Origin of the sequence: Kocuria sp. CNJ-770 (assembly GCF_001942375.1) — a bacterium.
In the GTDB taxonomy this organism is placed as follows: domain Bacteria; phylum Actinomycetota; class Actinomycetes; order Actinomycetales; family Micrococcaceae; genus Kocuria; species Kocuria oceani.
The window spans coordinates 23,535-47,385 of sequence record NZ_MKJW01000087.1 but is presented as its reverse complement, the minus strand read 5'-3'; the positions used below and the strand labels follow the sequence as shown (position 1 = coordinate 47,385).

General features: G+C 67.6%; 31 protein-coding genes and 1 tRNA gene. 11 read left to right on the top strand and 21 right to left on the bottom strand.

Annotated features, from left to right (window positions below; translation table 11 throughout):
* Window positions 1-315: hypothetical protein (locus tag BJF77_RS07895; RefSeq protein ID WP_222844979.1), on the top strand; the 315-nt coding region annotated here is incomplete at its 5' end.
* A gap of 58 nt (window positions 316-373) precedes the next feature.
* Here BJF77_RS07895 and BJF77_RS07890 read toward each other — a convergent pair.
* The 9 genes from BJF77_RS07890 to BJF77_RS07850 all read right to left on the bottom strand — a co-directional run bounded on the left by BJF77_RS07890 (window position 374) and on the right by BJF77_RS07850 (window position 6,483).
* Window positions 374-640: a DUF732 domain-containing protein gene (locus BJF77_RS07890; RefSeq protein WP_075871804.1), complete on the bottom strand. Its 267-nt coding sequence runs from the start codon at window positions 638-640 to the stop codon at window positions 374-376.
* A 988-nt stretch (window positions 641-1,628) separates the two neighbouring features.
* Window positions 1,629-2,852, bottom strand: coding sequence for a hypothetical protein (locus BJF77_RS07880; protein ID WP_075871802.1), 1,224 nt, complete (start codon window positions 2,850-2,852; stop codon window positions 1,629-1,631).
* Entirely contained in the window at window positions 2,845-3,828 is a 984-nt protein-coding gene (locus tag BJF77_RS07875) for a tape measure protein (protein WP_075871801.1), read from the bottom strand. The genes BJF77_RS07880 and BJF77_RS07875 overlap by 8 nt, the downstream gene beginning before the upstream one ends.
* Window positions 3,825-4,292, bottom strand: coding sequence for a phage virion morphogenesis protein (locus BJF77_RS07870; RefSeq protein ID WP_158041206.1), 468 nt, complete (start codon window positions 4,290-4,292; stop codon window positions 3,825-3,827). Before BJF77_RS07870 ends, BJF77_RS07875 begins: the two co-directional genes overlap by 4 nt.
* A 155-nt stretch (window positions 4,293-4,447) precedes the next feature.
* Entirely contained in the window at window positions 4,448-4,660 is a 213-nt protein-coding gene (locus tag BJF77_RS07865) for a hypothetical protein (RefSeq protein WP_075871799.1), read from the bottom strand.
* Window positions 4,657-4,926, bottom strand: a complete 270-nt coding sequence (locus tag BJF77_RS07860) for a hypothetical protein (protein WP_075871798.1) — start codon at window positions 4,924-4,926, stop codon at window positions 4,657-4,659. The genes BJF77_RS07865 and BJF77_RS07860 overlap by 4 nt, the downstream gene beginning before the upstream one ends.
* Window positions 4,927-5,062: 136 nt before the next feature.
* Window positions 5,063-5,725, bottom strand: coding sequence for a hypothetical protein (locus tag BJF77_RS07855; RefSeq protein ID WP_139318482.1), 663 nt, complete (start codon window positions 5,723-5,725; stop codon window positions 5,063-5,065).
* Between the two features lie 189 nt (window positions 5,726-5,914).
* Window positions 5,915-6,085, bottom strand: coding sequence for a hypothetical protein (locus BJF77_RS20495; protein ID WP_158041204.1), 171 nt, complete (start codon window positions 6,083-6,085; stop codon window positions 5,915-5,917).
* On the bottom strand, window positions 6,082-6,483 hold the full coding sequence (locus tag BJF77_RS07850; RefSeq protein ID WP_075871796.1) for a hypothetical protein: 402 nt from the start codon (window positions 6,481-6,483) through the stop codon (window positions 6,082-6,084). Before BJF77_RS07850 ends, BJF77_RS20495 begins: the two co-directional genes overlap by 4 nt.
* 238 nt (window positions 6,484-6,721) lie before the next feature.
* Here BJF77_RS07850 and BJF77_RS07845 point away from each other — a divergent pair, with 238 nt between their 5' ends.
* A complete protein-coding gene (locus BJF77_RS07845) occupies window positions 6,722-7,660 on the top strand; it encodes a hypothetical protein (protein ID WP_075871795.1) in 939 nt (312 codons plus the stop codon).
* Window positions 7,661-8,093: 433 nt separating this feature from the next.
* Window positions 8,094-8,708 (top strand): hypothetical protein, encoded by a 615-nt coding sequence (locus BJF77_RS07840; protein ID WP_139318481.1) that lies wholly within the window; start codon window positions 8,094-8,096, stop codon window positions 8,706-8,708.
* A gap of 289 nt (window positions 8,709-8,997) precedes the next feature.
* On the opposite strand, the gene BJF77_RS07835 is transcribed toward BJF77_RS07840, so the two are convergent.
* The 8 genes from BJF77_RS07835 to BJF77_RS07805 form a co-directional block, all read right to left on the bottom strand.
* Window positions 8,998-9,699: a hypothetical protein gene (locus tag BJF77_RS07835; protein ID WP_075871793.1), complete on the bottom strand. Its 702-nt coding sequence runs from the start codon at window positions 9,697-9,699 to the stop codon at window positions 8,998-9,000.
* A 121-nt stretch (window positions 9,700-9,820) separates the two neighbouring features.
* Window positions 9,821-10,108: a hypothetical protein gene (locus BJF77_RS19975; RefSeq protein WP_139318480.1), complete on the bottom strand. Its 288-nt coding sequence runs from the start codon at window positions 10,106-10,108 to the stop codon at window positions 9,821-9,823.
* 425 nt (window positions 10,109-10,533) lie between these two features.
* Window positions 10,534-11,694, bottom strand: a complete 1,161-nt coding sequence (locus BJF77_RS07830; protein WP_075871792.1) for an AAA family ATPase — start codon at window positions 11,692-11,694, stop codon at window positions 10,534-10,536.
* Window positions 11,691-12,197: a hypothetical protein gene (locus tag BJF77_RS07825; protein WP_139318479.1), complete on the bottom strand. Its 507-nt coding sequence runs from the start codon at window positions 12,195-12,197 to the stop codon at window positions 11,691-11,693. Before BJF77_RS07825 ends, BJF77_RS07830 begins: the two co-directional genes overlap by 4 nt.
* Window positions 12,190-12,417: a hypothetical protein gene (locus tag BJF77_RS07820; protein WP_075871790.1), complete on the bottom strand. Its 228-nt coding sequence runs from the start codon at window positions 12,415-12,417 to the stop codon at window positions 12,190-12,192. The genes BJF77_RS07825 and BJF77_RS07820 overlap by 8 nt, the downstream gene beginning before the upstream one ends.
* Window positions 12,418-12,821: 404 nt before the next feature.
* Window positions 12,822-13,346: a hypothetical protein gene (locus BJF77_RS07815; RefSeq protein WP_075871789.1), complete on the bottom strand. Its 525-nt coding sequence runs from the start codon at window positions 13,344-13,346 to the stop codon at window positions 12,822-12,824.
* A gap of 23 nt (window positions 13,347-13,369) precedes the next feature.
* Window positions 13,370-13,654 (bottom strand): hypothetical protein, encoded by a 285-nt coding sequence (locus tag BJF77_RS07810; RefSeq protein ID WP_075871788.1) that lies wholly within the window; start codon window positions 13,652-13,654, stop codon window positions 13,370-13,372.
* 40 nt (window positions 13,655-13,694) lie between these two features.
* Complete coding sequence (locus tag BJF77_RS07805) at window positions 13,695-13,883, bottom strand: AlpA family transcriptional regulator (RefSeq protein ID WP_075871787.1); 189 nt, start codon at window positions 13,881-13,883, stop codon at window positions 13,695-13,697.
* Window positions 13,884-13,984: 101 nt separating this feature from the next.
* Here BJF77_RS07805 and BJF77_RS07800 point away from each other — a divergent pair, with 101 nt between their 5' ends.
* Together BJF77_RS07800 and BJF77_RS07795 are read left to right on the top strand one after the other, a co-directional pair.
* Window positions 13,985-14,548 carry a helix-turn-helix domain-containing protein gene (locus tag BJF77_RS07800; protein ID WP_139318478.1) on the top strand — a complete coding sequence of 188 codons (564 nt, stop codon included), beginning with the start codon at window positions 13,985-13,987 and terminating at the stop codon, window positions 14,546-14,548.
* Window positions 14,548-15,660: a site-specific integrase gene (locus BJF77_RS07795; protein ID WP_075871785.1), complete on the top strand. Its 1,113-nt coding sequence runs from the start codon at window positions 14,548-14,550 to the stop codon at window positions 15,658-15,660. The genes BJF77_RS07800 and BJF77_RS07795 overlap by 1 nt, the downstream gene beginning before the upstream one ends.
* A gap of 15 nt (window positions 15,661-15,675) precedes the next feature.
* Here BJF77_RS07795 and BJF77_RS07790 read toward each other — a convergent pair whose 3' ends face one another.
* Window positions 15,676-16,167 carry a YajQ family cyclic di-GMP-binding protein gene (locus BJF77_RS07790; protein ID WP_075871784.1) on the bottom strand — a complete coding sequence of 164 codons (492 nt, stop codon included), beginning with the start codon at window positions 16,165-16,167 and terminating at the stop codon, window positions 15,676-15,678.
* Between the two features lie 139 nt (window positions 16,168-16,306).
* On the opposite strand from BJF77_RS07790, the gene BJF77_RS20490 reads away from it, so the two are divergent.
* The 4 genes from BJF77_RS20490 (at window position 16,307) to BJF77_RS07770 (ending at window position 18,808) form a co-directional block, all read left to right on the top strand.
* Window positions 16,307-16,618: a hypothetical protein gene (locus BJF77_RS20490; protein WP_075871783.1), complete on the top strand. Its 312-nt coding sequence runs from the start codon at window positions 16,307-16,309 to the stop codon at window positions 16,616-16,618.
* Between the two features lie 86 nt (window positions 16,619-16,704).
* Window positions 16,705-16,786 (top strand) — tRNA-Tyr (locus tag BJF77_RS07780).
* Window positions 16,787-17,348: 562 nt separating this feature from the next.
* Window positions 17,349-18,041, top strand: a complete 693-nt coding sequence (locus BJF77_RS07775; RefSeq protein ID WP_139318477.1) for a hypothetical protein — start codon at window positions 17,349-17,351, stop codon at window positions 18,039-18,041.
* 86 nt (window positions 18,042-18,127) lie between these two features.
* On the top strand, window positions 18,128-18,808 hold the full coding sequence (locus BJF77_RS07770; protein WP_075871781.1) for a class F sortase: 681 nt from the start codon (window positions 18,128-18,130) through the stop codon (window positions 18,806-18,808).
* Between the two features lie 15 nt (window positions 18,809-18,823).
* On the opposite strand, the gene BJF77_RS07765 is transcribed toward BJF77_RS07770, so the two are convergent.
* Window positions 18,824-19,861 carry an LLM class flavin-dependent oxidoreductase gene (locus BJF77_RS07765; protein WP_075871780.1) on the bottom strand — a complete coding sequence of 346 codons (1,038 nt, stop codon included), beginning with the start codon at window positions 19,859-19,861 and terminating at the stop codon, window positions 18,824-18,826.
* A gap of 116 nt (window positions 19,862-19,977) precedes the next feature.
* Here BJF77_RS07765 and BJF77_RS07760 point away from each other — a divergent pair, with 116 nt between their 5' ends.
* A complete protein-coding gene (locus BJF77_RS07760) occupies window positions 19,978-20,355 on the top strand; it encodes a co-chaperone YbbN (protein ID WP_075871779.1) in 378 nt (125 codons plus the stop codon).
* On the opposite strand, the gene BJF77_RS07755 is transcribed toward BJF77_RS07760, so the two are convergent.
* Window positions 20,285-21,094: a VIT family protein gene (locus BJF77_RS07755; RefSeq protein WP_083665025.1), complete on the bottom strand. Its 810-nt coding sequence runs from the start codon at window positions 21,092-21,094 to the stop codon at window positions 20,285-20,287. The two genes, BJF77_RS07760 and BJF77_RS07755, sit on opposite strands and share 71 nt — an antisense overlap.
* A 62-nt stretch (window positions 21,095-21,156) precedes the next feature.
* Window positions 21,157-21,564, bottom strand: a complete 408-nt coding sequence (locus tag BJF77_RS22565; RefSeq protein WP_369821375.1) for a hypothetical protein — start codon at window positions 21,562-21,564, stop codon at window positions 21,157-21,159.
* Window positions 21,565-22,156: 592 nt separating this feature from the next.
* On the opposite strand from BJF77_RS22565, the gene BJF77_RS07745 reads away from it, so the two are divergent.
* Window positions 22,157-23,668, top strand: coding sequence for a DUF2079 domain-containing protein (locus BJF77_RS07745; protein WP_255396179.1), 1,512 nt, complete (start codon window positions 22,157-22,159; stop codon window positions 23,666-23,668).
* The last annotated feature ends 183 nt before the right edge of the window (window positions 23,669-23,851 follow it).

Below are 23,851 nucleotides of genomic sequence, written 5' to 3'. Positions count from 1 at the left end.
AACGCCCTCAACAGCAGCCACTTCTCTCAGACCGTGACCACGGGAGACGGGGCATGGGTTCAGCCCATGGATCAGGCGATCACCATGCTCGGAACCATGGAACAAGCGGGCCAGTTTGAAAACGCGGCCACGAAGGCAGAGGTGCAAGCCCTGGTGGATGAAGCAGACGCCGATCGGGAGCGCCTAACCAAGGACCCCCAGCGGGCCCAGAAGTTCCTAGAGCGGCTCAAAGACCTTGCGGGCAAGGGCGCCAATGCGGCTATGACTTCGATAGTCACTGCGTCTGTGACTCAAGCGATGGGGATGATTGCATAAAGATTGCGGAGGCCCCCAGTAATGAGACATTGCCGGGCGCCTCTGCGGCGTCTGCGGGTCACTGGTTGCCCCCGTTCATCCACTCCACGGAGCCCGTGTGCTGCGGGCAGTACACGCGGGTGCCCTGGTACACGATGTCGAGGATGACGTCCCGCTCAGCGTCCGGGGCCTCAAGTAGGCCGAGGGATTCGGTGGCTTCGACGGGTGACTGCCCGGAGTCGAGCTGGGAGCAGAACAGCAGCGCGGCCTGGGGGACGTCACTGATGTCGTCATCGGTGAACCCGTAGGTGTCCGCGTAGTTGTCGCGGATGTAGGACTTGAACACTTCGTCCTTCTCCGCCCGGGGAGCGTCAGGGTCAATGTTGTCGACAGTGGTGGGTCCGCACCCGGTGAGAGCAAGGGTAAGCACCGCCAGGGCGGGGATCGTGGAACGCATCGGGACCCTTTCGCAGAAGATGACCCAAGAGTAACTAATGCAAACGGATGCGTCAGAGTGCCGTCCGCAACAAAAGGGGGGCTTGGGCAACCACCAGTAGGACGTGTTGGCGGATCGTCAGACCAACGGACGCCCCAATCATGTGGGGGCCGCCGTGTGCGCCCACCACCGCGGTGATAAGCAGTGTGCAGGCGAGGACGCCGGCGGTGGTGAGCAACTGCCTATGGTTGGTCGACATGGCTCCTAAGGGAGCCGTTTCTTCGTTACGGACGTGTACCGTCTTGGCGTGAATCCATTTGTAGTGGTACCCATTGTGATCCTCATAGCCATTCCTTTGACGCTCTTGTTGTGGTGGATAGTTGATTTCACTAGCGCGGCCAAGACCCCAGAATTTTGGAGGAAGGAGCTGCCATGGTGGGGGGTTGTTCTTGTGGTCTTTGTGGTCATTGCGGTGCTAATCGTCATTGGGATCGTGAGCAAACTATGGGGCGCTCTCGAATTCGTGGGCGTTGTGGTAGTTGCTATCGGAGGCCTTCTTCAGATGCTGGGTCAAGGGTCTTCGGGTCCATCCGTGGCCCCCACCGCGCCCGGCGGGGCTAAGGGATTGCCCCTACGCGGGCAGGAGGCGAGCAGGACTGTCTCGAAGGCACCCATGAGGCTGAAGCGAGCCAGCGTGATAGGAGCTGCCTTCGTTGGCATAGGCGGGGCCTTAGTGGCTGTGGCAAGTGCCGGTGGTGGTTTTCAGTAAACGCATGCTCCTGTGCATTCCGTGCATTTCGCCGACGCATCCGGATATCGCGCATGTACAAACGTGGCGACTCCCGGGGACAGCTAGTCACCGGGAGTCGCTTGTGTCAATCAAATGAAAGCTTGCGGGCTACCGAACCCCGCGGGAGACCCGGGTTGAGTAAGTGAGGCGCTGCGTGCGCTGCCACCGTTCCATCTGCGCCTGCCACTCGGCGGCGAACTCTCGTGCCGCGTTCCTGTCGACCCCAGCGCCCAGCGTGAAGTGCTGCTCGAACACCACCGGGGCCTGGGCGGTCCCAGAGTTACCGCCGGCGGCCACGGGCACGGTAATAGGGGTGGTGGGGATTCTGCCCTTGCTGATCGCTCCCAGAGCGCCGGGAACGGCAGCGAGCTTCTCCGAGGCGTGGTGGGGGATCACGAACTCCCGGCCTTCCTCACCAAGGACGGCCATGTGGGCGCCAGAGGCAGTGAATCCGCCAGCGGCGTGGTGGGGAACGTCCAGCAGGGAGCTTCGCCGGCCACCGACGTCCGGGAGCCCCGCCCACTCGCCAACACGGGCACCGGAACTCATGACCCAGTCGCCGAGACTGGAGCCGCCTTCGCCCTCTGCCTTGCCCGATCCAAAGTTCAGGGCGGTGGTCGCGGCGGAGTGTAGGCGGGGGAACTTATCCTCGATCAGGTCCGAAATCTTGGCGGCGAGGTCATCGAAGAACCCGAGCACCCCGCGGACCGAATTGCCGAGCCAATCAAAGGAATCCCGGACCCAACCGACGTTCTCGTAGAGCCATTCAAAGGCCTTCGCCGCGGTGTAGATCGCCAACGGAACCCACAGCAGCGGATGCGCCATGAGGACGCGGCCCAGGACACCCAGCGCCTTGCCGGTCGTCCCGATGAGCGGGGCAACGAACTTCAGCACACGCCAGGTCGTGAACCCGGCGCCGAGCCCGAGCACCAGCGGCACCAGGACGGGTAGAGCGGGTGAGATGTAGTCGAGGAGGAACGCCGCGACGTCCGCCAACGGTGCCAGGACACGGGAGAGGACGCTGGCCCAAATCACGAACCCGGCCACCAGGCCCGGGAGCGCCCCGGCCCCAGCCTCGAACAAGTTGAGCAGCGCCCCGCCCAACGGCTCGAGGGCGTTCACGAGGGCGGGCAGGTATTCGACTGCCCCAGAGATACCTGTGGCGAGGGCTTCGCCGGCGCGGGTGAAGCCGGGACCGGCGCTATCGAGGATCGCACCGACCTTCGTCAGCCCGTCCCCGAGGGGACCGAGCACAGGTGCGAGGAACCCCGCACCGCCACGGGCGAGGGCGGCCTTGAAGTTGGACCACCGGCCTATAAACGTCTCACCCATTAGGTCCGCGCCACCGGCGACGCGGGGCCGGCACCGCGGCGAAGAACTCATCCGCCGTGACCTTGCCCTCAGTGATGAGCTTCGGGACGTCGGCCTGTTCCACCCCGAGGTGCTTGGCGAGCGTGCCGTTGACGTTGAACCCGGCTTCCGCGAGCTGGAGCGCTTCGTCGCCCTGGAGTCGGCCCTTGGCCTGCACCTGAGAGAAGACCCGGGCGGTCTGCTCCAGGGGCATGCTGTAGGCGGCTGCGGTGTCCACAACGGTCGTGAGCCGTTCCCCGAGCTGGTCCTGCGTGACACCGGCACCCAAGAGCATGCCGGTGGCCGTGGACGCTTCCCCGAGGCCGAACGGGGTGCCGGTCACGGCCTCAAGGGTGGTTGCTCCGATGCGTTTCTTGCCCGCCTCGTCGTAGCCCATGACTTGCAGCTTTACGTCGAGGGATTCCAGGGCGTTCAGCCGGAATAGGCCGCCGGCGAGGGATGCACCTGTGAGAGCACCACCGGCGAGGCCCACGCCCTTCGTGATCCGGCCCATTGCCGACTCGATACGCCGCGCCGCACCTTCCGCCCCGTTGGCCATAGTCGTCATCCCAGACAGGAACCGCGAAGGGCCAGTGCTTCTCCCCAAGCGGTCCTGCGCCCGTCCTACAACGCCGACGGCGCGATCCATCCGAGAGCCAGAGCCTTCCGTGACTCCGATGAGGCGGCGGAGCCCGGATTCGGTCTTGGACGTCGCCCCGATAAGACGGTTCAGCCCCTTGGACTGCCGTTCGGTGCTTTCCTTCGCCTTGGCGGAAGCGGACACGAACCGGCCGTTGGCTTCCCGCATGCGGCCCTGCGCGTCCGTATACCGGCCTGCAGCGCCGGCGGCTTTGTCCGTGGCCTTCTCAAGGTCCTCGACAGCCTTGGCGGCCTGCTTCGCGGGCCCGGTGAGGTAATCCCGCAGTCGTGCGACGAAGGTGATGTCGTTGCTGCTCACTGGGCACCCCTAACGCCCTTGATGAGGTGCTGGTGGAGGATCTTGGTGAGCGCCTTCTGATCGGCCCGGGTGGGGCGGCCCATGATCGGGCGGGGCCGCATGTTCACCGTGCCGTCCTGATGAAACTTGGCATGAGGGGTCATGGCGTCGGAGACACCCACCTCCATCCGGCGGTTGTTGATCCGGTAGATGTCGAACCCGCGGGCGCTCGTAGGAGCAGCGGCGGCCATGAGGTCGCCGTCGAACACCAGGATCTGTCGGCCTGGTCGACGCTTGGCCTTCCACCGCTGGTACCCCGGGGACAGGGCGGCCCACCCGGGGCCGTAGTGCTTTCCCTCGGTGTTGAACTGATGGCGTTGCATGTTGGCCACGTGCTCGGCCATGCCCTCGAACGCAGGCTTGGCGCGGGTGATGTTCTGCCGGAACCTGGTCAGGTCGTGCACGACTTCATTCGTGCCGGTCACGCTGAAACTGATAGAAGCCACTTGGGGCCCTTTCTCTCGTCGGTGGCGCCTCTGGTTAAAGACCGGGCCCCCGCCCCGTGTATCGGGTGCGGGGGCCAGGGACCGACGAAGGTGCCACCGCAAATTCTCCCGGAGAAACCGTGTGGAGTTGGGGATCAGGCGGGCCCTCTCCAGTCCACTGCGAGTATGTCGAGGCCAGCGCCGATGAAGCAGCCGGACAGGAACTCCGAGGGCGTCATGTCCTCATCTGCGGCCGCGGTGGTGACCTCCTCGAGGCGGTTCAGGGGCAGGGCCACGGTGAGGGGCTGCGTCTCGATGTCCCCGGTCTCGGCCCACCGGAGGGTGTAGGTGCCCCAGGTGCCGCTCACAGGTCGTCTCCGTACTCGCGGGCCTGCCGGTCCATGGCTTCCTCGTACTTGAGGAGGCCGGCGAGCTCAGCGTCGAAGTCCGGTGCTACGGCAACGCACCCATCCATCGAGAGGGAGGGGACGTCCTGGTCAATCGTGGCGAGGAAGTTCCGCATCACCTCAGCCACGGGCACCCCAGACCGGTGTGCTTCGTAGCGAACGTCCAGCATGAAATCCCGGTCGAGGGGAATGGAGTCTTTCTTGGGTTCGGGCTCTCGCTTGGGCACCGGGGCTCCTCCCGTAGTGGTTTGACGGGGTGGTGCCCCGCCCCATCGGCTTCCACTTCCGGTGGGGCGGGGCGATTGCGGGCCGAAAGGCGACCCGCGGCCGGGCGTGAAAGGCCCGCCCGGCCAGTCTGTGGGGTCAGTAGCGGGGGCGTCCCCGATAACCGTGGGACTGCCCGAGCTTCCCGATCTCGTCGGAGAGGCTCCCCAGGTGCGTGCCGACGACCGGGGCGGCGACGCGCTTGCCCTCCACGATCAGCCAACCGAGCTTGTTGAACTTGTTGAGGGTGATGACGCCGTGAAGGTTGGTGCCGGCGGTCGTCGCCCACCCGGTGCCCTGGGGGTCGGTGTGATCCACAAGGGGCAGGTCCTTCGCGGCCTTGTGCACGGCGGCCACGGCCTCAGCCTCCGCTTTGAGCGCGGTCGCGTAGTCCTGGGCGGCCTTGATCGCCTTCTGGCGGGCCTTCTCCGCGGACGGGACAGCGGCGGCAAGGGTGCGGATGTTCGCGGCGTCCACGGCCTGCTGGGCCTCAGACACGGCCCTGTCCGCCTCAGCCGCACGACCGGCGAGCGCTGCGGTGCGTCGGGAACGAATGCCCAGGGTGGACTTCACCCGGCCGTACTCGTCGGCGTCCACGTCCTCGCCACGGTCAGCGGCGGCTTCCAGTTCAACCAGGGCGGCACGAACCTTGTCGGACTCCTCCCGCGCCTGATGGTGGGCGGTGGTGGCTTCCTGTAGGCGCTCGCGGGCCTTGGCCAGGGCCTCGTCGGGGGTCATGCTTGCAGTGGTGGTCTCAGTCATCGTTGCGGGTCTCTTGGGAAGTAGCGGGGTGAGCGTCGATTGCTCGGGATACAGGCTCGATACCGGCGGCTACGGACAGCAGCACGGCACCGGAGCGGGTTAGGCCGGCGTTAGTGGCGAGCTCGTCTACCCGAGCCAACAGGGAAGCGGGGAATCGGACGCCGACCGTCGTGGTCTCACGGGATGCGGTCAACGGGTCACCTCCCGCAGAGAGCGGATGGCGTTGCGGAAGAGCAGGCGGACCATGGCTTCACGGTTGGCGCCGCGGGCCTCCGCTGCCGCGTCGATCAACGCGAGGTCCTTGGTGCTGATCGGGATGGAACCGAAGTTGACGTCCACGTGGTCGTTGAGGATGTTCACCGTCCAACCCCAATCCGTCGCAGGTACTCGTCGGCGGCGTCCTGTTCGCGGGCTTCCTCGAGGGTTGCCCCGGCGCCGTACCGCGCCTCGAAATCCCGGACCTTCTCGTGGGCAATGATTTCGGCGGCCCGACGCTGCACCGGAGTGGCGCCATTGACGACCTTGACCGTCTGCCGCGAAGCCGCAGGCTTGGTGGCCTCCCATCGGGGTGCTGACAGGGCAACAGTGGGGGCGGGTGTCTTGCATGCGGCGTCGCGGAGGTTGGCGAGCTGGGCCCACGTCGGGGGCTTCGGAGCGTCCTCGGACAGGGCGACGTCACCAATGCCATCGAGGGTCGCGGCGACGAGCTGCCCGAGGGCCTGCGCCTGGTGGGCGGGGAGGGGGTTGAAGGTACTCACGAGGTATCCTGATAGTCGGTTGGGGCTTATATCAAATCAACCCCTCTAGTACCTAATCGTTTCACGAGCTACGGCCACATGGGGTTATCAGGAATGACCCTTACCTGCGCGTATTCCAACGCTTCGGTCTAACTCGGCTCCTCAGTTTTGTCATGGACTGGGCGAAGACAGGAGAAAGCAGGGTACGGGAATCGGTAGGGGCGCAAGGAACCTCGATTATGTCCACTACCCTGGCTTTATGAACGCACACGCCCCCAACGACCCTGAAGACCGGAGCCAGGACCACGAGCCCGAGACTGCCATCGAATCGTTAAGCAGTTCTGCGGAAGACGATGACCCCCAGTTCTCCCTGGACGAACTCATCGACATTGAACGCAGGATCCGACAGGGTGAGCCTGTTTCTGAGGCGGAGAGGAAGGCGTACGAAGGAGCCAAAAGGGATGCGCGTGCTGCGATGGCCAATTTTCGCTTCAGGACATCCGACCTCATCAGTCCCACCACCCTGGGCATGCTTCGGTCGATCAACGACCAGCAGAACTCGATGGCAACGAAGCTGGCCAACTTCGCGAACCCACTGGCTTCGGTTGACTGGTCAGCGCTGACAGCAGTGAACTTCAAAGTGCCCACGGTCAGCTCTTCGGCGCTACTCGGTGTGCAGAACCTGTTCCCTATTACTTCCGAGCTGCAGCGGTTGAGCGACAGCATCACAGATAACGCTCTGCGTAACATCGACTTGTCATTTCGGCGAGTGGAGGGCCCGGATACGCACGGTGATGAGGCCTCGGTCGCTGGGTCGGAAGCCACTGAGATGGAATCGCCACGAGCTGAAATGGAGCAGGCTGAGGCAGAGGCAGAGGTCATCTGGGAACTTAATCCCGCCGCCTACGGGCAGGCTGGCCTCGGCGAGCTGCGAGAGGTGGGGGAAGCCGTCAAAACCCTTTGCACGACCGCCATCATTGGCAACGGGCTCATGCGCGAACAGATAGCCCAGAACGACCAAACCAACCGTCAGTTGTCCGCGTTGCACGACAGCTTCATTGGGGTGTCGTCTGACCTCTCAGCGGTCAAGGGAGATGTGCGGACTTCGGGTCAGACAACCAACCGTATTGCCGTTGCCACACTCATCACTGCCGTTCTGACGCTGATTGTGGCGGTGGTGACGTTAATTGGGTTGTAGATGTCTCGCGGACTCCGGGCGTGCATGGTGCGTCATGCACTCCCGGGCGTGCCGAACCATCGCCGCAACTTGGTGACGAGGCATGTCTTGCATCCCTAAGTTTGGAAGACACCTGAAGAGACACCTTCGATTCGAAACAAAGCCGCAAGTCGGGGTGTGTCGCAACTATGTATTTCGACTGGTGGTGCGTTTCGTTGTCTCCATCGACGGTTGTGAGACAGATGATGCGGTTGATGGCCCATAGGGCAACCAAGGGCTTGGATCGAGTCGCCGAATCTCATCAGATGTTCCCCCAGCCCAGGGGTGAGGCGCCCTGGGCGCCCTTACGGCCCATGTGACGACCTGAGCCATGCGGGCGCGTCATATGTAAACCCCCATGCGAAACCCGCCTATTCTCAGTGAGTCGAATGGGTCAACATGCGGAGGGATCGACATGAAGAAGCGGGTTTTGGCAACGGTGCTGGCTCTGGGGAGCGTTGTTTTGGTCGGCTGCGGCTCCGACGAACCAACCCCCGCGCCCACCGCCCCCGGCGTGGAGGCAGCTACCGAGCCCCCTGCTTCCCCGTCAGCCGCCACGGGCGAGACGTCGGAGAGAGGGAATCTCGTCAAGGAACTTGGCGAGCCAGCGGGATTCTTGGCGGCCGGTAGCGACGAGAGGGTTCTGACGTTCGCGGTTAAGGACATTGAAGTGGACCCGGCATGCACTGGAGAGTTCGCAGGCGAACCTGAGGTGGGGCATTTCGTGGCAGTGGACATCGAAGCTGAAACCGCTGCCCAGCCAACTTTTGACGAGGCGATGCAGGGGCAGGACTACCAGTTCAACCCGTTCTCGTGGAAGTTCATCGACGCGAACGGAACTACTGCCAATTCCGTCACTTCTGATGGCACCTACTCCTGCTTCAGCGAAGCCGAAACTCTGCCGGACATGATCGGAGCAGCCGAAAGGGTCACGGGCAAGCTGGTCTTGGACATTCCCACCACCGAGGGCATTCTGGTCTATGAGGATCCCATTTCAGGTACTGCCTGGGAGTGGAACATTCCCGCATAGAAACTCTGGCGCAGCGAAGTGCCCCCATCAGGCAGACGATGGGGGCACTTCGCCGTCAAGCTGGGCGTCGCTACGGGCGACTACCTGTCATCAATCCCACGATGTAGGGAGCGAACACATCTTGGGAAACCTCGAATACCACTGGGACCGTGACGGGGGCCGTGAGGCCCACTATGAGTAGGGTTGCGATACCGAGCAACTCCTGCCTAGTACTCCGGTGCTTCTTGTGGGGGGACATGGTTGCCTCTCTGTAGCCACTGCCCGAATGGTAACGAAAGCAAACGACAAGCTAATCACCCAGCATAGGCGTCAGCGTGTCTCGGGCGGAGCAGGCTGCGCCAGCTAGGCGCTCCGCCCGTTGCTCCGCCCTCCACGCGAGGAACGGTTCCAGCTCCTCTGGCTCACATCGGAGCAGCGTGTTGCCTCGTTTCAGCTTCCCGTCCCGGCTGAACACCCCGATGCCGGCCGCGTGAAGCTGCCAATCCGGGTCCACGATGATGAGCACTGTGTCCGACGGGATCACGCCCACGGCCTCGAACTGGCGGGGGAGCACCTCGGTGGGAGCGCCGTCCAGCGACACGACGTTGAGGAATCCCGGGCCGGCATCAGGCATCTCGGAGATCTCGGCCTCAGCGGCGGCCTGAGCGCGCTCCAACGCCTTCCCGTAGCCGATGAGCTCCCCACGGTCGGTGAGCACCCGCCGGCGGAGATCCAGGGCCCTGAGTCGGTCCCCGTCAGAGGCGGTGGGGGATTCGAGTATCGCGACGGTCTGCCTGTTTATCTCGTCCAGCTCCTGCCACGCGTAACTGCGATAGGCGCCCACGGCCACTGACCGGTCCTTCTCCAGCGCGCGCCGTAGGGCTTTGGAGACGCCGGACGACGTAGTGATGCTCACGGAGGGGTCTGCTGCGATCTCTTCCACCGATTTGCCCTGGGCGCGGAGTTCTAGGACCCGTGCTTCGGTGGCGAGGGTGTCCTCGCGTCGGCTCACCGGTCTCGTCCTCTCTTGTGTTCCTGCTGGCGGTCCTGAAGGCGCCTGTGCGCCCGTTTCCGGGCCTTGCGGCGGCGAGTGGGCCAGGCGTCGGCGCGGCGGGTGTCAAGGGTCTTGTGGCTCATCTGCGGGGTCCTTTCGTGTCGGGGCGGTGAGGAAGTGCCGCTTGGCGGCGCAGCAGTTCTTCGGGATCGAGTCCGTCAAAGGTGCCGGCGGTCTCGGGGTCAATGCGGGGCACGCGGCGGGCATTGATCAGTTCCCGGTGTGTCCGGGAACTGCGATACGCCAACGCGACGTTGCCCTGGGCGAGGGCCAGGCGGCTGCCCCACAGCGAATGTCCGGTCGATCGCCCGAGGGCGGTGATCGCTTCAGCGAGCTCCACGGGATCGGGAAGTCCGGTGCGGTTCATCGGAGGTCTCCTCGGTTGAGGCGGGCTTGGGCAAGTTGGACACCGAGCTGGTCGCGGACACGTTGAAGGCGGATGTTCCTTGCATCCAGGGCCCGGACGAGTTCCTGCAACTGGTCCTTGGTTTTGGCGGTCTGGAGCAGAAACTCGACGCGCTCACGGTCCGCCGGGTCTGGGGTGCACGCGCAGTCGGTGGCAGTCACGACACCACCCCAACGGCCGCGGCCATGACGGTGAACACCAGGTCGAGCAGTGCGGTCGGCAAGATTGGAACGAGGCTCATCGGTTCCCCCTGTGTCCGCAACAGGGGTGGACGGGCTCCGCCAGTGCAGGGTGCAGGGGGTAACGGCAGGCGGGGCACCATCGGCCGGTGATCGGAATGAGGTGCCCGTCATTGTCGGGTACCCGCTTGTAGGCCTTCAGCACGTTCATGCCGCATCGCCCGCCTGTCGAAGCAGCTCTTCGGACATGCGCTGGAAGCAGTCGCCGTCGGCGAGGCCGTGTACGCAGGTCGAACGAGAGTCGGAGCCCCAAACATCTGTTGTTACATCTGATACATCTGTCACATTGGTGGATGGCTCCCCCGGGATCGTGACACTTGTAACGGTTGTGACAGGGGCGTAGATGCCCCTTCTCGGGTTGGTGATTCGTCCGGCCTCCGTGGCGCGACGCAGGTAGACACCGATACTCCCGGGCTCCATATGCACCAGGGCCTCCAAGTCCTTTCGCTTGATGCCATCGGGATGACGGTTGACGACCCTGACGAGTTCTGCCATCTCGTCCCCGACGCCTTCGGTGGTTCTGCGTTCCTCCACCCGCTGTGCGGCGTCGACCAGGGACGTCCCGTCGAGCGCCCATGTCCCGGTGGTGGAGTCGAACCGGACTGCGTACTCGCCCTCCGCTGCGTCACGGCTGGTGACGTTCAGCGTGGCGTCCTGCTCGTGGCGGGCTCGCCGGAGTACGAGAATCGAGTCAGCGGCGCCGGCGAGCCCCTGAGTGCCCGAGACGCTGTCAAGGAAGTCCGTGGTCTCTGCCTTCTTGGTGTGATGGACGATAATGAGCGACGAGCCTGGTTTGGCGTCCACGAGTTCCTTGAGAACGGACATCTGCTGGTAGTCGCGCTGATACTGGTCGTTGCCGCCGTTGACGGGCCGCACCTTCCCCAGGGTGTCAAGGACGATCAGGGGGTTCTGCTCACCGTGGCGCTCCAGGAACGCCTCGATGGTGGCGATCGGCCCAGCAGGAACGGTTGTCATGAAGGTCAGGTCCGACGGCCCGTCATCCACACCGATCGTGCGCAGGCGGGACTGAAGGCGCCGCTGGCCATCCTCGAGGGCGAGGTAAAGAACCGGGCGTCGACCCACTGGAATGCTGCCGAATGCGTATCCCCCGGTAGCGGCTGCTACTCCCAGTCCCAGGACCAGCCACGACTTACCGATCTTCGGGGCGGCCGTGAGCAAGGTCAGCCCCTCCGGGATGATTCCCGGGACAACGTACTCAACAGCAGGGAAGTCCTGGGCCGTGAGCCACCTGGCGGAGAACGCCAGGTCGAGCGGGTCGGGGACCGTGGCCTCGTTGAAATCGCTCATGCCGCCGCTCCCCGTGTGGTCTCGATGTCGTTCAGCTCCTGTGCCGTGCGGATCGGGTACGGGTCGCTGGTGCGGCCGGCGTTGGCGCGGTCACCGAGGGCGGTGCCGGTATAGCGGCCGACGCCTTTCTGGGCGGCCCGAGCGGTTTGGACGGATTCCTGTCCCAGGGACAGCAGCGCCACGACCTGTTGGGCTATGAGGTCCACGTCTTCGGGGTGAAGGCGCATGGGCCGTGGCTGGGCCCGGGATTCGAGGCCGAGACGGTGGCAGGCAAGCGCCAATGGATCACCGTCGAAGATCCGCCGGATAGCAATGTCCTCGACGGCTTCCCGGGTGATCTCATGACCGGGTGCACGCCCCATGGGGGTGTATTCGGCAGTAGAATGGGTCGTAGAGTTCACGTGTCCCTGTTCGTTGGTAACGGCTGGGGCGGCGGCTCCGGTGCGGTTCTTGGCGGAATAGGCACCGGGGCCGTTTTTCATTTCCTGGCGGGATCTACTCATTGGGGATCTCCTCGTGACCGTCGATGGCGGTAAGAAGGAAGTTGCGCTCGCTGGCGTTGAACCCGTTGATTTCTTCCCGGACGGAACCGATCTGTATGGCGAGGCGGATGGTGCGGTAGGCGCGGCGTGCGGCGAACGCTTCGGGGGAATGCGCCCCATGAAGGCGGGTGGCAACCCCGAGCGCGGAGTGGGCCTGTCTGGCGGTGGCGTCTTTTACCACTTTGGTCTCCCAGTTTCAAAGGCACTGAGGGCTTTCCTCGTGCAGATTTCCAGTATCCCGGACCCATCCCGCTTGTTGGGTGATCAGCCGTCAAATAGGCCATTGGGTGCGGAATTCCGCGGTTCCTGCGATCGTCAGCGTTGAGAACAAATCACCATCTTTTGGATGCATATGGCCGCACAAGGGGGCGGGTTGGGACTATTGGCGGGTCGAAAAAGTTGCCAACGTTACGCCATGTGAAGCTATTTTGAGGCCTCTCTGCGCCTTGACCGAGCGGAAAAGGCACCGCGTAGGCCGGTCCGCAACGGGAATCTCCAACAAACTTCACAGCCAGGCATTCGTGTCTAACAGGGCAGAGCCCCCACCGCCTGGGGAGCGGCGGCAGGGGCCGCTGTGGAAGCAACTCAGATAGCTCGCCTGGACGACAGCGCCTCCCGACCCAGGACCTGCACTTGCTCTTCCGTCATGCCAGCGTGTCCGCCCAGCAGGGTCGCCTCTGCATCGCCCAAGATGAACAGATGCCACCCGTCCTGGTGGCACACTGCAATCGGCTCCCCGCCCGAGGCTTCGAAATCCAGGCAGTCCGATTCATCCTTTTCCACGTGAATGCCCATCTCGATGGGGCGAAGCTCGGCTTTCTCGTCGGCGTCGCGGAGCCTGGTTGCCAGGGCCCGAAGATCCCCGATCAACGCGTCGATTCCCGCCGCGTCCAGCTCGAGCTCGTCCAGATGCGGGGTGATGACGATGTGCGTCTTCACTGCCGGGGCATCCGTGGACCAGAACAGCTCCGTGTCGAGTTGGTACTTCCCTTCCCGGCGGTCGGCGCGCGGGTCACTGGTGAACAGGGTCGTGCCGTCCGGCTGCGGGAACTCGTTGTCGGCCCATGACGGGGCAGAGGCGGGGCTGGGGGTGTTCTTGTTGGTGGACATGGGGGTGTCTCCTGTCGAGATGGTCATTGCTGGAGGTGGGGGTCAGTGGTTGCCCGGGGCGGTGTAAACCCGCACTTCCACAAGATGTCGCAGCTCTCGCAGAGAACGGTCTTGCCGTCCCCGGATCCGGCGGAGGGTGCCGAACCGGACTGAGGCACGAACTTGAAGCCACAGATTGCGACAGCGGGAATGCCGTAAACCTGGGCGTTGAGGATGTCGACCCGGTCCATCCTGTGGAGGACGACGTCGGGCTCGTCGGTGTTCGTCGTGGTGGCGGCATCAGGGGTGGGGGCGGTGATCGGAGGCATGGGGGTGCCTTTCTCGTGGGGTGTTGAGGGGGAGGGTGGGTCAGGCTGCGTCTGGGGTGTCGAACGCGGCCTCGATCCAGGCGTTCACGTCGGACTCCCGAAACATCCGCCGGCCACCGACCTTGGCTGACTTGGGTGCGGTGCCGATTTGGATCATGTATCGGACGGCGTCGGGAGTGCGGCGGATCATTGCCGCGAACTCATCGACGTACAGCAGTCGTTCTGCCATGTTTCCTCTTCCATCGAGTTTCCCGATGAACTTTCATCGTGTTTTTCACTGTACATACAAAACCGATGACAGGCAACTGGATTTTCCGCTACCCTCGGAGCATGACGAAATCAGATCAAGAGATCGGCGAAGTTGTGGCCGTCCTCCGAGGCGCCGTACCCCAACGCGACATCGCAGAGCGCATGACGAATCGGGGCTTCAAATGGACCCAGGGCACCGTGTCTTCAGTCGAGAAGGGAGAGCGTTCCCTGAAGTTGACGGAAGGCGCCGTGCTCGCGGAGATTTTGGGTACCGACGTGCAGTCGCTGATCGCGGACGAGGAAGCAGCGCGTCTCGAGCGTGACTTTAGGGCCGGTCAGACGGCTTTGACGGACGCGCGTCAGGAGATACAGAGAGCTACGCGAAAGTTCATCGCTGCCCAGGGCTACCTTCGCCGTATCCGGTCATCGCTAAGCGAGGATGAGCTTGCCCTACTCGATGGCGACCTGCGGGCGGATCCCGTGGAAATTGCTGCTCGTGAAAAGGAGCGCAGTCAGGACGCCATTCTTGGTTCTGATCAGATGATCAACGACGGCATGGCTGAGTACATCACCGTCCCGCCTCGTCTAGGCCGGCGTTTGCGGCCCAAGAGCTTAGAAGGCACCCCCGAGCGGCGGTTGCTCTAGTGGCGTCCATCAAGAAGCGTGACAACGGGTCCTGGCGGGCCCGTTACCGGGATCAGGGCGGCAAGGAGCACGCCCGGCACTTCGCCCGCAAGGTAGATGCACAGGCGTGGTTGGACGACGTGACCACGGCTGTCCGCACTGGGCGGTATGTGGACCCCACGCACGATAGGGAGACGCTGGCGAGCTACTACCTGGAGTTCGCAGACTGGCAGGTATGGACCACGAGCACAAGGGCCGCGGCGGACACCGCGATCAAGTCATGTACGTTCGCTGATGTCCCATTCGGGAGGCTGCGCCGGTCCCACGTCGAGGCATGGGTCAAGGCCATGTCGGACACGCTGGCGCCGACCACGGTGCGCACGAGGTTCAACTACTCGAAGATCGTCGTTCGGGCCGCTGTGGCGGACAGGCACCTTGCCGAGGACGTCACCAGGGGAGTGCGGCTGCCGGCCACTCGGAAGCGGGCTCACGCCATGGTGATTCCGACCCCGGTGGAGGTGCGGCGTGTACTCGAGGCCGCGGATGAGCACTACGCCCTGTTGTTCGCCCTGTGCGCCTTCGCGGGGCTCCGCCTGGGGGAGGCGGCTGGGGTGCAGCTCGGAGACGTTGACTTCCTTCGGCGGACCCTGCACGTCGGGCGGCAGGTGCAACGAGCCAAGGCCGGCGAGGTTGAGGTTCGGGCGCCCAAGTACGGGTCGGAGCGAGACGTGTTCCTGCCCGAGGAGCTGGTGAACATGATCGCGGCCCACGTTGGACGGGGCGTCATCGGGGACGAGGAGTGGTTGTTCCGCGGCCCGAACGGCAACCCACCGGACCGTGCCGCGGTGGGGTACTGGTGGCGGAAGGCGATGACCGCGGCAGGAGCGGACTTCGTACTCCACAACCTGCGCCACTTCTACGCGTCCGGTCTGATCGCCGCGGGAGCCGATGTGGTGACTGTGCAGAGGGCCTTGGGGCACTCGTCGGCGGCCATCACTCTCGGCACCTACAGCCACATGTGGCCGACAGCGGAGGACACTACTCGTCGCGCCGCTGCCGGCCTCATGGGGCAGGTTTTCGAGTCTCCTGCGGACTCTGTGCGGACTCCCGGGGAGTCACGCCGCGCTGATTAGGCCCAACGGGGCATATCAGCGGTAGTTGATGAACTGCAGGTCGACCTCGAGGTCCGAGCCCTTGAGCAGGGCGATCACGTCCTGCAGGTCGTCGCGGGACTTGGAGGACACCCGCAGCTCGTCGCCCTGGATGGTGGCCTTCACACCCTTGGGGCCCTCGTCGCGGATGAGCTTGGTGATCTTCTTCGCCTGGTCCTGGGCGATGCCCTCCTTGACGGAGGCCTCGATCCGGTACTCCTTGCCGGAGGCGAAGGGCTCTCCGGCGTCGAGGGACTTCAGGGAGATGCCGCGCTTGACGAGCTTCGACTGGAAGACGTCGAGCACCGCGGTGACCCGCTCCTCCGAGTTGGCCTTCATGAGGATCTTCTCGCCGGAGAAGTCGATCTCCGCCCCCACGCCCTTGAAGTCGTAGCGCTGGGCGATCTCCTTCTGCGCCTGGTTCAGGGCGTTGGACACCTCCTGCTTGTCCACCTTGCTGACGACGTCGAACGAGGATTCGCTGGCCATTGTGCCTCCCGGACTGTGAGCTGTGGGGCGGGCCACGTGCGTCCCGCCGGACTGGGCGCCAGTCTAACGGGCGGTCCCCGTCACCGTTTCGTGATCCGAACCCAAGGATCCGTCCAGGTCGGCCTTCGAGGATGGCGGCATGAGCACCTCCCAGGACCCCGACGACGTGGTGCCCGGTGCGGCTCGGAGCCTGCGCGGGACCGCCGTCGCGGCCACCGCGCTGGCGGCCGCCCTGCTGATGGGCATCGGGATCGGCCCCGCCGCGGCCGACGCGACCGCCGCCGCTGCGGGGAGCGCGGTCGCCACGGCCCCGGCGGCGATCGGACCCGAGGCCGCGGAGCGGCTGGCCGGGATCGCCGAGGACCTCGCGGAGGCCGTCACCCACGGGGAGATCACCACCCAGCAGGCCGAGCGCTTCCTCCTGCAGGTCCACCACCGCATCGTGTCCTGAGCCCGCCGGGCGTGGTCCGGGCAATTTCGCATACCGCCCGATCTTCTGTACTGTTGAACTGCTCCCGCACGCGGGGGCCGCACCCCGGCAGATTACCCGAGCGGCCAAAGGGGGCTGACTGTAAATCAGCTGGCATTGCCTACGGGGGTTCGAATCCCTCATCTGCCACAGGGAGATGTCTCAGGACATCGGAAGCACCCCGGACCACAGGTCCGGGGTGCTTTTTCGTGTCGGGGTGCTGACGGCCCGGTCGCCGCCGAGTGCGTCACCGCGGCGCGCGCCGGCTCCGAGGTCCTCCCGGCGGCGAGGGCCCGCGGCGGTCCCTCGCCGCCGGGACGAGCAGGACCGGTTCCGCACCCGAGTGGTCGCCGGGAAGGCCGGCCACCGGGGTGCCACCGTCCCGGCGCTGCAGGCACGTCGTCCCCGCCGTCCCGCGGGCGGCGCCCCCCGAAGAGGGGATCAGGCGGCGGAGCCGCCGCGCCGATGCGCCATTAACAATTGCTAAAAAGATGCAAATCCTTGTAGCTTGAACCGACAGCATCATCCGGCCGCGTGCCAGCACCTCCCGAGCTGGGCGCAGGGACCCCCCGCACCGGATGAACCAGCAGCACGACGAACCCTGCCGCGATCCCGCCGGTGCACGACCCCGGGACGCAAGGAGAACTGTGCCGCGCGCTGGTACCCCAGGGGCAGGCCCGGGGTCCTGAACGATTTGAGGAGACGTACCGATATGACTGCTGTGAAGAAGTGGGTGGCCGCCGGTTCGTCGGCCGCGGTCCTGGCGGGCGGCCTGTTCCTGGGTGCTCCGGCGGCCCACGCCGACACCTGCGCCGCTCCCGAGATGAGCGCCACCGTGAGCAACCTGGTCACGGCCGCAGACCACCTCCACGACACGAGCGTGCACTTCAACTCCCTCGTGGCCGACCAGGACGTCCTGGCGCAGCTCCAGGCCCAGCAGGCGGTGCTGGAGGATGCCATCGTGAACGACGACACCATCGAGCGCGCCCAGGGTGCGTGGAACGCCATCCTCGGGCTTCAGCAGGGGTACGCGGACGCCACCGAGGACCCGGCGATCGACGCGGCCTACGCGGCCTCCTCCAGCGCGGCGGCGAACTTCGAGTCCACCGCCCGCGAGGCGCGGGCCCAGGGCGAGGTGTTCATGGAGGACGGGGCCGCGCTCGTCGCCCTGTTCCAGGGGAACTGCGGCCCGCTGTTCACCGGCGCCGACGACTGGACCGGCTCGGACGACACCGCCGACTGGACCGGCGCCGAGGGCGACTCTGCCTCCGGCGTGAACCAGGGCATCAACATGCAGACGGCCGAGGAGACCGGACCCGGTGCCGGCGTGCTCGCCGCGCTGCTGGCCTCCGTCGCGGCCGTCGCCGGGGCCGTGGCCTTCCGGATGCGCCGCGCCCGCGCCTGATCCCGCTAGGCTGAGACGCCCTGGTGCCGCGCTCGCGCGGCACCAGGGCGCAGTCGTCTGCCGACCCGAGCACGGAGGCCTCCCGCATGGACCCCACGCAGCAACAGGCACCGCGCCGCAGGTCCGGGGCGCGCTGGGCGGCCGCGGCCGGGGGCCTCGGCGCCGTGGCGGTCCTGTCCACGGTGCTGCTGACGGACCCGCTCGGCGCGGCCCCGCCGGAGCCCGTCCCACCGGCTCCCGCCGCGTCCGCCACCGCGGCGCCCACCCCGGGTCCGACCGCCGTGGCCGCGCAGGAGCCGGGCGACTCCCGCCCGGAGGCCGCTGCGCCCGTCCGGCTGCGGGTCGACGACGCCCGGCTCGACGTGGCGGTGCTGCCCCTGGCCCCCAGCGAGCAGGAGCTGGCCACCGAGATGCTGGTCCCCCCGGACACCCTGGACGGCTACTGGCTCACCCCGTACGGCATGCCGGGGGAGGGCTCGGAGAACACCACGTACATCACGGGGCACAGCTGGGAGGGCCGTGACGCCCCGTTCAACCGGCTGAGCGACCCCGGCCTCGTGGGGAGCGAGATCGAGCTGGAGACGGAGAACGGGACCCTCGAGTACAGGGTGGACTCCGTGGTGACCCACGACAAGAACACCCTCAAGGACAGCGACATCTGGCGGATCGTGCCGGACCGGCTGGTCGTCGTCAGCTGCTACACCGAGGACCTGTGGGGCAAGAACGTCGTGCTCACGGCCTCGCCGGTGCCGTCGGGGCAGACCTGAGGACAGCCGGGGCGCTCAGCACAGCGCGGCTCGCACCCGGGGCACCACCTCGGTGCCGAGCAGCGTGATCGCCTCGAGCGCCAGGTGGTGGGGAACGCCGCCCGCGTCCATCCGCAGCAGCAGCCGCTCGTGGCCCAGCGCCTGCTGCTGGGCCACGATCTTCGCGACGACCTCGTCCACGTCCCCCACCACGAGGGAGCCGTCCGGGGCGCACTGCCGGTCGTACTCCTCGCGGGTCCACCGAGGATCGCGCGCGAGGACGGGGCCGTGGCTGCGGGCCCCCGCCGCGAAGTAGGGATAGCTGAGCTCACGCGCCTGCTCGGCGGTGCGGGCGACGAACCCGGGGACGTTGAGGCCCACCGGGGTGTCCGGGTCCCGGCCGGACTCCTCGAGGGCCTGGCGGTAGGCCGCCACGGCCGGGAGCGCCTCGGCGAGGAGCCCGTGCGTGCGCAGCAGGGCCAGGGGAAGGCCCAGCACCCCCGCGCGGATCACCGAGTGCAGGGTCCCGGAGGAGCCCACCCACACCGGGAGCCGCGCCTGCAGCGGGCGCGGCTGGAGGTCGAGCTCGGCCTCCCGGCCGGCGAGCCGGCCGTCGAAGGTCGAGGGGTTCGTCTCCAGCAGCTCCAGCAGCTGGAGGAGCTTCTGCTCGAACAGGGCGTCGTGGTCCGCGTCCTCCAGCCCCAGGGCGCGCAGCACGCGTGCGGACGCGCCGCGGCCCACGACCATCTCGGCGCGCCCGCCCGAGATGTTGTCCAGCATCGCGATCTGCTCGTAGATCTGCACGGGGTTGCCGGCGGCGAGCACGGACACGGCGGTGGTGAGGCGCAGCAGGCTGGTGCGGCCGGCGATCGCGGACAGCAGCACCACCGGTGAGGCAGCCACCACGTCCGTGCCGTGGTTCTCCCCGACGCCCATGACCGTCAGGCCGGCGCGCTCGGCGGCCTCGGCCTGCTCGATCATGTCCCCGAGCCGCTGCCGGGTGTCGGGCCGGGCGCCGGTGACGGGGTCCTGGACGACCTCGCCGAGGGAGAAGATGCCGATCTCGAATGCCATGGTGCGCCTCCGCCCGTCCCGCTCGTGGCCCCCAGTGTAGGAGCAGCGCGGGCCCGTCTTGAGCCACGAGTGAAATCCGGTGCCGCCCGGGTGGCCCGGCCCCTACGCTGGATCCCATGGCTACCGTTGACATCACCCAGGACACCCTGGGCCAGACCATCGCCGAGAACGACATCGTCCTGCTCGACTGGTGGGCCGAGTGGTGCGGACCGTGCAAGCAGTTCGCGCCCACCTACGAGGCCGCCTCCGAGAAGCACGAGGACATCGTCTTCGGGAAGGTCGACACCGAGGACCAGCAGATGCTCGCCGCCTCGGCGCAGATCTCCTCGATCCCCACGCTCATGGCCTTCCGCGAGGGCATCCTCGTGTTCTCCCAGCCCGGCGCGCTGCCCTCCTCCGCTCTCGACCAGGTGATCGACGCCGTCAAGGGCCTCGACATGGAGGAGGTCCGCGCGGAGGTCGCCAAGCAGTCCCAGGACGCGACCGACGCCTGAGCGTCGCTCCGCTCCCGCCCACGACGACGCCGGCGACGCCGAACAGCGAGCCGAGCGCGAAGGTGGCCACCAGGGCCAGCGCCCCGCCGACCACCACGCGCACCACCGCGCGGCCGCGCTGCGGCGTGCCGCCGAGCTGGGCGCCCAGCCAGCCGGTGACGGCCAGGGCGGCGAGCACGGCGACGAAGGTGACCGGGATCCGCCAGGCCTCCGGCGGCAGGAGGATCGCCAGCATGGGCAGCATCGCCCCCACGAGGAAGGACAGCGCCGAGGCGACCGCCGCGCCCCACGGGCTGACGATGTCCTCCTGGTCGATGTTGAGCTCCGCGTCCAGGTGCGCGGCCAGGGCGTCGTGCTCGGTGAGCTCCTGCGCCACCTGCCGGGCCGTGCCGACGGACAGGCCCTTGGCCCGGTAGATCTCGGCGAGCTCGCGGAGCTCGGCCTCGGGCATGTCGAGCAGCTCCTGCTTCTCCTTCTCGATGAGGGCCCGGTGGGAGTCCGCCTGGCTGGACACGGACACGTACTCGCCCTGGGCCATGGACAGGGCACCGCCGACCAGGGCGGCGCCCCCGGCCAGGACGATCGCGCTGGTGCTCGTCGTGGCGCCGGCCACGCCCACTACGACCGCGGCCACCGAGACGATGCCGTCGTTGGCGCCCAGCACCCCGGCCCGCAGCTTGTTCATCCGCTCGGTGTAGCCCGCGCCGTGCGGCTCCTCGATCACGTGTTCGGTCGTCATGGCTCCATTGAACGCCCGGCGGCGCCGTCCTGCCAGGAAGGACAGGATGTCCTCACCGGGCGTCACCGCTGCCGGTGGTCCTCCGGGTGCAGCCGCGGGGCGAACGAGGGCTTGCGGAAGCCCGAGGCCCGCAGCAGGCGCACGACCCGCTGCCGGTCTCCCCGCCACGGCTCGAGCAGCTCGAGCATCCGCCGGTCGTCACCGGGACGGCGGTCGAAGAACCAGCACACGGTGTCCGCGAGGTGGAAGTCGAAGACGCTGACCGAGTCGGGGTCCCCGTGCGTGCACTGAAGGATCTCCGCGGCCGTCCACGGGCCCAGGCCCGGGATCGAGCGCAGGGCCCGGTGCAGGCCGGCGTCCAGCGGGCCGCGGCCCAGGCGCTCCAGGGCCGGGGCCCGCTCGGCCACGCGCCGGACGGTGGCGGCCCGCGCGCCGTCGACCCCGGCCCGGTGCCACTCCCACGAGGGCACCGACCGCCACGCCTCGGCGGCCGGGGGGGATGCGCATCCCCTCGGGGGCCGGCCCCGGAGGGGGCTCGCCGTGGCGGCGGACGAGCCGGCGGTGCGCGGTCACGGCCTCGCGCACGGTCACGCGCTGCTCCAGCACCGACAGCACCGCCCGGTCCAGCAGCCGCCCGGTCGAGGGCAGCCGCAGGCCCGGGTGGTGGTGACGCGCCGCGGCCAGCCGGTGCGGCAGGGCGCGGAAGGCCTCCGAGGCCTCGAACTCCGCCCAGGAGTCCTCCGCCCCGGCCCACCGCGGGGCCTCCGCGAGGAACTCCGCCGCCCCGGGACCCCAGGCGCGCACCAGCACGGGCCGCTGCAGCGGCCGGCCCGCCCCGGCGCGGGAGAACCGCGCCGCCACGGGTCCCGCCGCCGTGCGGGCGGTGACCCACACGCAGTCGGGCGCCGTCACCCGGACCAGCGGATCGCCGGCCCCGCGCGAGAGCACCCCGAGGGTCTGCCCCAGGTGCAGGGCGCCCTCGGGGTCCCACACCAGCTCGGCGTCCGCGGGCCGGGCCGGGCGGGGGCCGGCGGACGGGGGAGCGGTGGCGGTCATGAGACCATGATGGCAGTCCTGTCCGACGGCGCCGCGCCGGTCCGGGCGGGCCGCCCAGCCACCGAGGAGGCCATGCCCGCCACCGCGCTCCGGCGCCCCGCAGCTACGGCCCCGCCGCCCGCACCCCTCACCGGGCGGGCGCGGCTGGTGCCCCTGGGCGTGGGGGCGCTGGTGCTCGTCCTGTACGTGTGGTGGTCCCTGCTGCAGTGGCACCGCTGGGAGGTCCCGTCCTGGGACCTGGGGATCTTCACCCAGCTGGCCAAGTCCTACGCGGGCGGGCACGGGCCGGTCGTGCACCTCAAGGGGCACGGCGCCAACCTGCTGGGCGACCACTTCCACCCGATCCTCGTCCTGCTGGGCCCGCTCTACGCCCTGTTCCCCTCCGCGCTGACCCTGCTGGTGCTCCAGGACGTGCTCGTGGCCGTCTCCGCCGCGGCGCTGACCGGCTTCGCGGTCCGCGGTCTCGGTCCGGCGCCGGGTGCGGCCCTGGGGCTGGCCTACGGGCTGAGCTTCGGGCTGCAGGCCGCCGTGGCGGTGCAGTTCCACGAGGTCGCCTTCGCCCTCCCGCTGCTCGTGCTCGCCCTGGGCTGCCTGGTGGAGCGGCGCTGGACGCCGGCCGTGCTGTGGGCCGCGCCCGTCGCCCTCGTCAAGGAGGACCTCGGCGTCACCGTGGCGGTGCTCGGCCTCGTGCTCGCCTGGCGGGCACACCGGGAGGCGGACGGGGACCGCGGCCCGGTGCTGCTCGGTCTGGGCCTCGCCGTGTGGGGGCTCGCCTGCTCCGTCCTGGCGATCGCCGTGGTGCTGCCCGCGCTCAGCCCGGACGGCCGGTTCGCCTACGCCGACCGGCTGGACCTCGCCGCCGCGGCGGCCGACCCCGTGGCGGCGCTGGTCTCCCTCGTGGTGCCGGGGCAGAAGGCGCTGACCTGGCTGGCGCTGCTGGCCACCGGGGTGGTGCTCGCGCTGCGCTCGCCGCTGGCGCTCGTGGCCCTGCCCACGCTGGCGTGGCGGATGCTCTCCCCGAACCACGGCTACTGGGGCACGGGGTGGCACTACAGCGCGGTGCTCATGCCCGTGGTCCTGCTCGCCCTGCTCGACGCCGTGCTGCGCCTGCGGCACGGGCGGCTGCACCGGCTCGCCCGCGCCGCACCGGCCCTGGCCCTGGCGGTGGCGCTGCTGCTGCTTCCCGGCCGGCCGCTGGCCGATCTCGCCGACCCGGCCGCGTACCGGCCGGACCCCCGCGCACCCGCCAAGGAGGCGGTCCTCGCCGCCGTCCCCCGTGGGGCGAGCGTGGCCACGGACCTGACGCTGATCCACCACCTCGTCCCCCGCGCCGAGGTGCACTGGCTGGGCACCGAGGGCGACCCCGCCCCGGAGTACGTGGTGGTCGACCGGCTCGGCGCCACGTGGGGCGGGAGCCCGCCCGGGGACGTCGCCGGCTACGCCCGGGAGCGCTACGGGTCCCAGTACACGGTGGTGCGTGACGAGGACCACCTGGTGCTCGTGCGGCGCCGGGACTGAACGGGCCGCCGGGTGCGATAGAGTGGTCGGACCGAATCCGGTCACTCCCTCACTTTCTCGTGCAACGCGATGCCATGACGCGCATCGTGTTCGGCCGCGGCCCGTCCGCGCCGAGTCCGACGCTCCCGCCCGCGCGGGCTCCAAGTGGTTGGCAGGGACGTCCGGACACCACGACCGTGGCCG

Bases quoted from the DNA above. Each gene is read 5' to 3' on its own strand.
- BJF77_RS07880 (WP_075871802.1), bottom strand. From the start codon at position 2,852: ATGGGTGAGACGTTTATAGGCCGGTGGTCCAACTTCAAGGCCGCCCTC.
- BJF77_RS07855 (WP_139318482.1), bottom strand. From the start codon at position 5,725: ATGACTGAGACCACCACTGCAAGCATGACCCCCGACGAGGCCCTGGCC.
- BJF77_RS07845 (WP_075871795.1), top strand. From the start codon at position 6,722: ATGAACGCACACGCCCCCAACGACCCTGAAGACCGGAGCCAGGACCAC.
- BJF77_RS07840 (WP_139318481.1), top strand. From the start codon at position 8,094: ATGAAGAAGCGGGTTTTGGCAACGGTGCTGGCTCTGGGGAGCGTTGTT.
- BJF77_RS19975 (WP_139318480.1), bottom strand. From the start codon at position 10,108: ATGAACCGCACCGGACTTCCCGATCCCGTGGAGCTCGCTGAAGCGATC.
- BJF77_RS07830 (WP_075871792.1), bottom strand. From the start codon at position 11,694: ATGAGCGATTTCAACGAGGCCACGGTCCCCGACCCGCTCGACCTGGCG.
- BJF77_RS07825 (WP_139318479.1), bottom strand. From the start codon at position 12,197: ATGAGTAGATCCCGCCAGGAAATGAAAAACGGCCCCGGTGCCTATTCC.
- BJF77_RS07815 (WP_075871789.1), bottom strand. From the start codon at position 13,346: ATGTCCACCAACAAGAACACCCCCAGCCCCGCCTCTGCCCCGTCATGG.
- BJF77_RS07810 (WP_075871788.1), bottom strand. From the start codon at position 13,654: ATGCCTCCGATCACCGCCCCCACCCCTGATGCCGCCACCACGACGAAC.
- BJF77_RS07805 (WP_075871787.1), bottom strand. From the start codon at position 13,883: ATGGCAGAACGACTGCTGTACGTCGATGAGTTCGCGGCAATGATCCGC.
- BJF77_RS07800 (WP_139318478.1), top strand. From the start codon at position 13,985: ATGACGAAATCAGATCAAGAGATCGGCGAAGTTGTGGCCGTCCTCCGA.
- BJF77_RS07790 (WP_075871784.1), bottom strand. From the start codon at position 16,167: ATGGCCAGCGAATCCTCGTTCGACGTCGTCAGCAAGGTGGACAAGCAG.
- BJF77_RS20490 (WP_075871783.1), top strand. From the start codon at position 16,307: ATGAGCACCTCCCAGGACCCCGACGACGTGGTGCCCGGTGCGGCTCGG.
- BJF77_RS07775 (WP_139318477.1), top strand. From the start codon at position 17,349: ATGACTGCTGTGAAGAAGTGGGTGGCCGCCGGTTCGTCGGCCGCGGTC.
- BJF77_RS07770 (WP_075871781.1), top strand. From the start codon at position 18,128: ATGGACCCCACGCAGCAACAGGCACCGCGCCGCAGGTCCGGGGCGCGC.
- BJF77_RS07765 (WP_075871780.1), bottom strand. From the start codon at position 19,861: ATGGCATTCGAGATCGGCATCTTCTCCCTCGGCGAGGTCGTCCAGGAC.
- BJF77_RS07760 (WP_075871779.1), top strand. From the start codon at position 19,978: ATGGCTACCGTTGACATCACCCAGGACACCCTGGGCCAGACCATCGCC.
- BJF77_RS07755 (WP_083665025.1), bottom strand. From the start codon at position 21,094: ATGACGACCGAACACGTGATCGAGGAGCCGCACGGCGCGGGCTACACC.
- BJF77_RS07745 (WP_255396179.1), top strand. From the start codon at position 22,157: ATGATGGCAGTCCTGTCCGACGGCGCCGCGCCGGTCCGGGCGGGCCGC.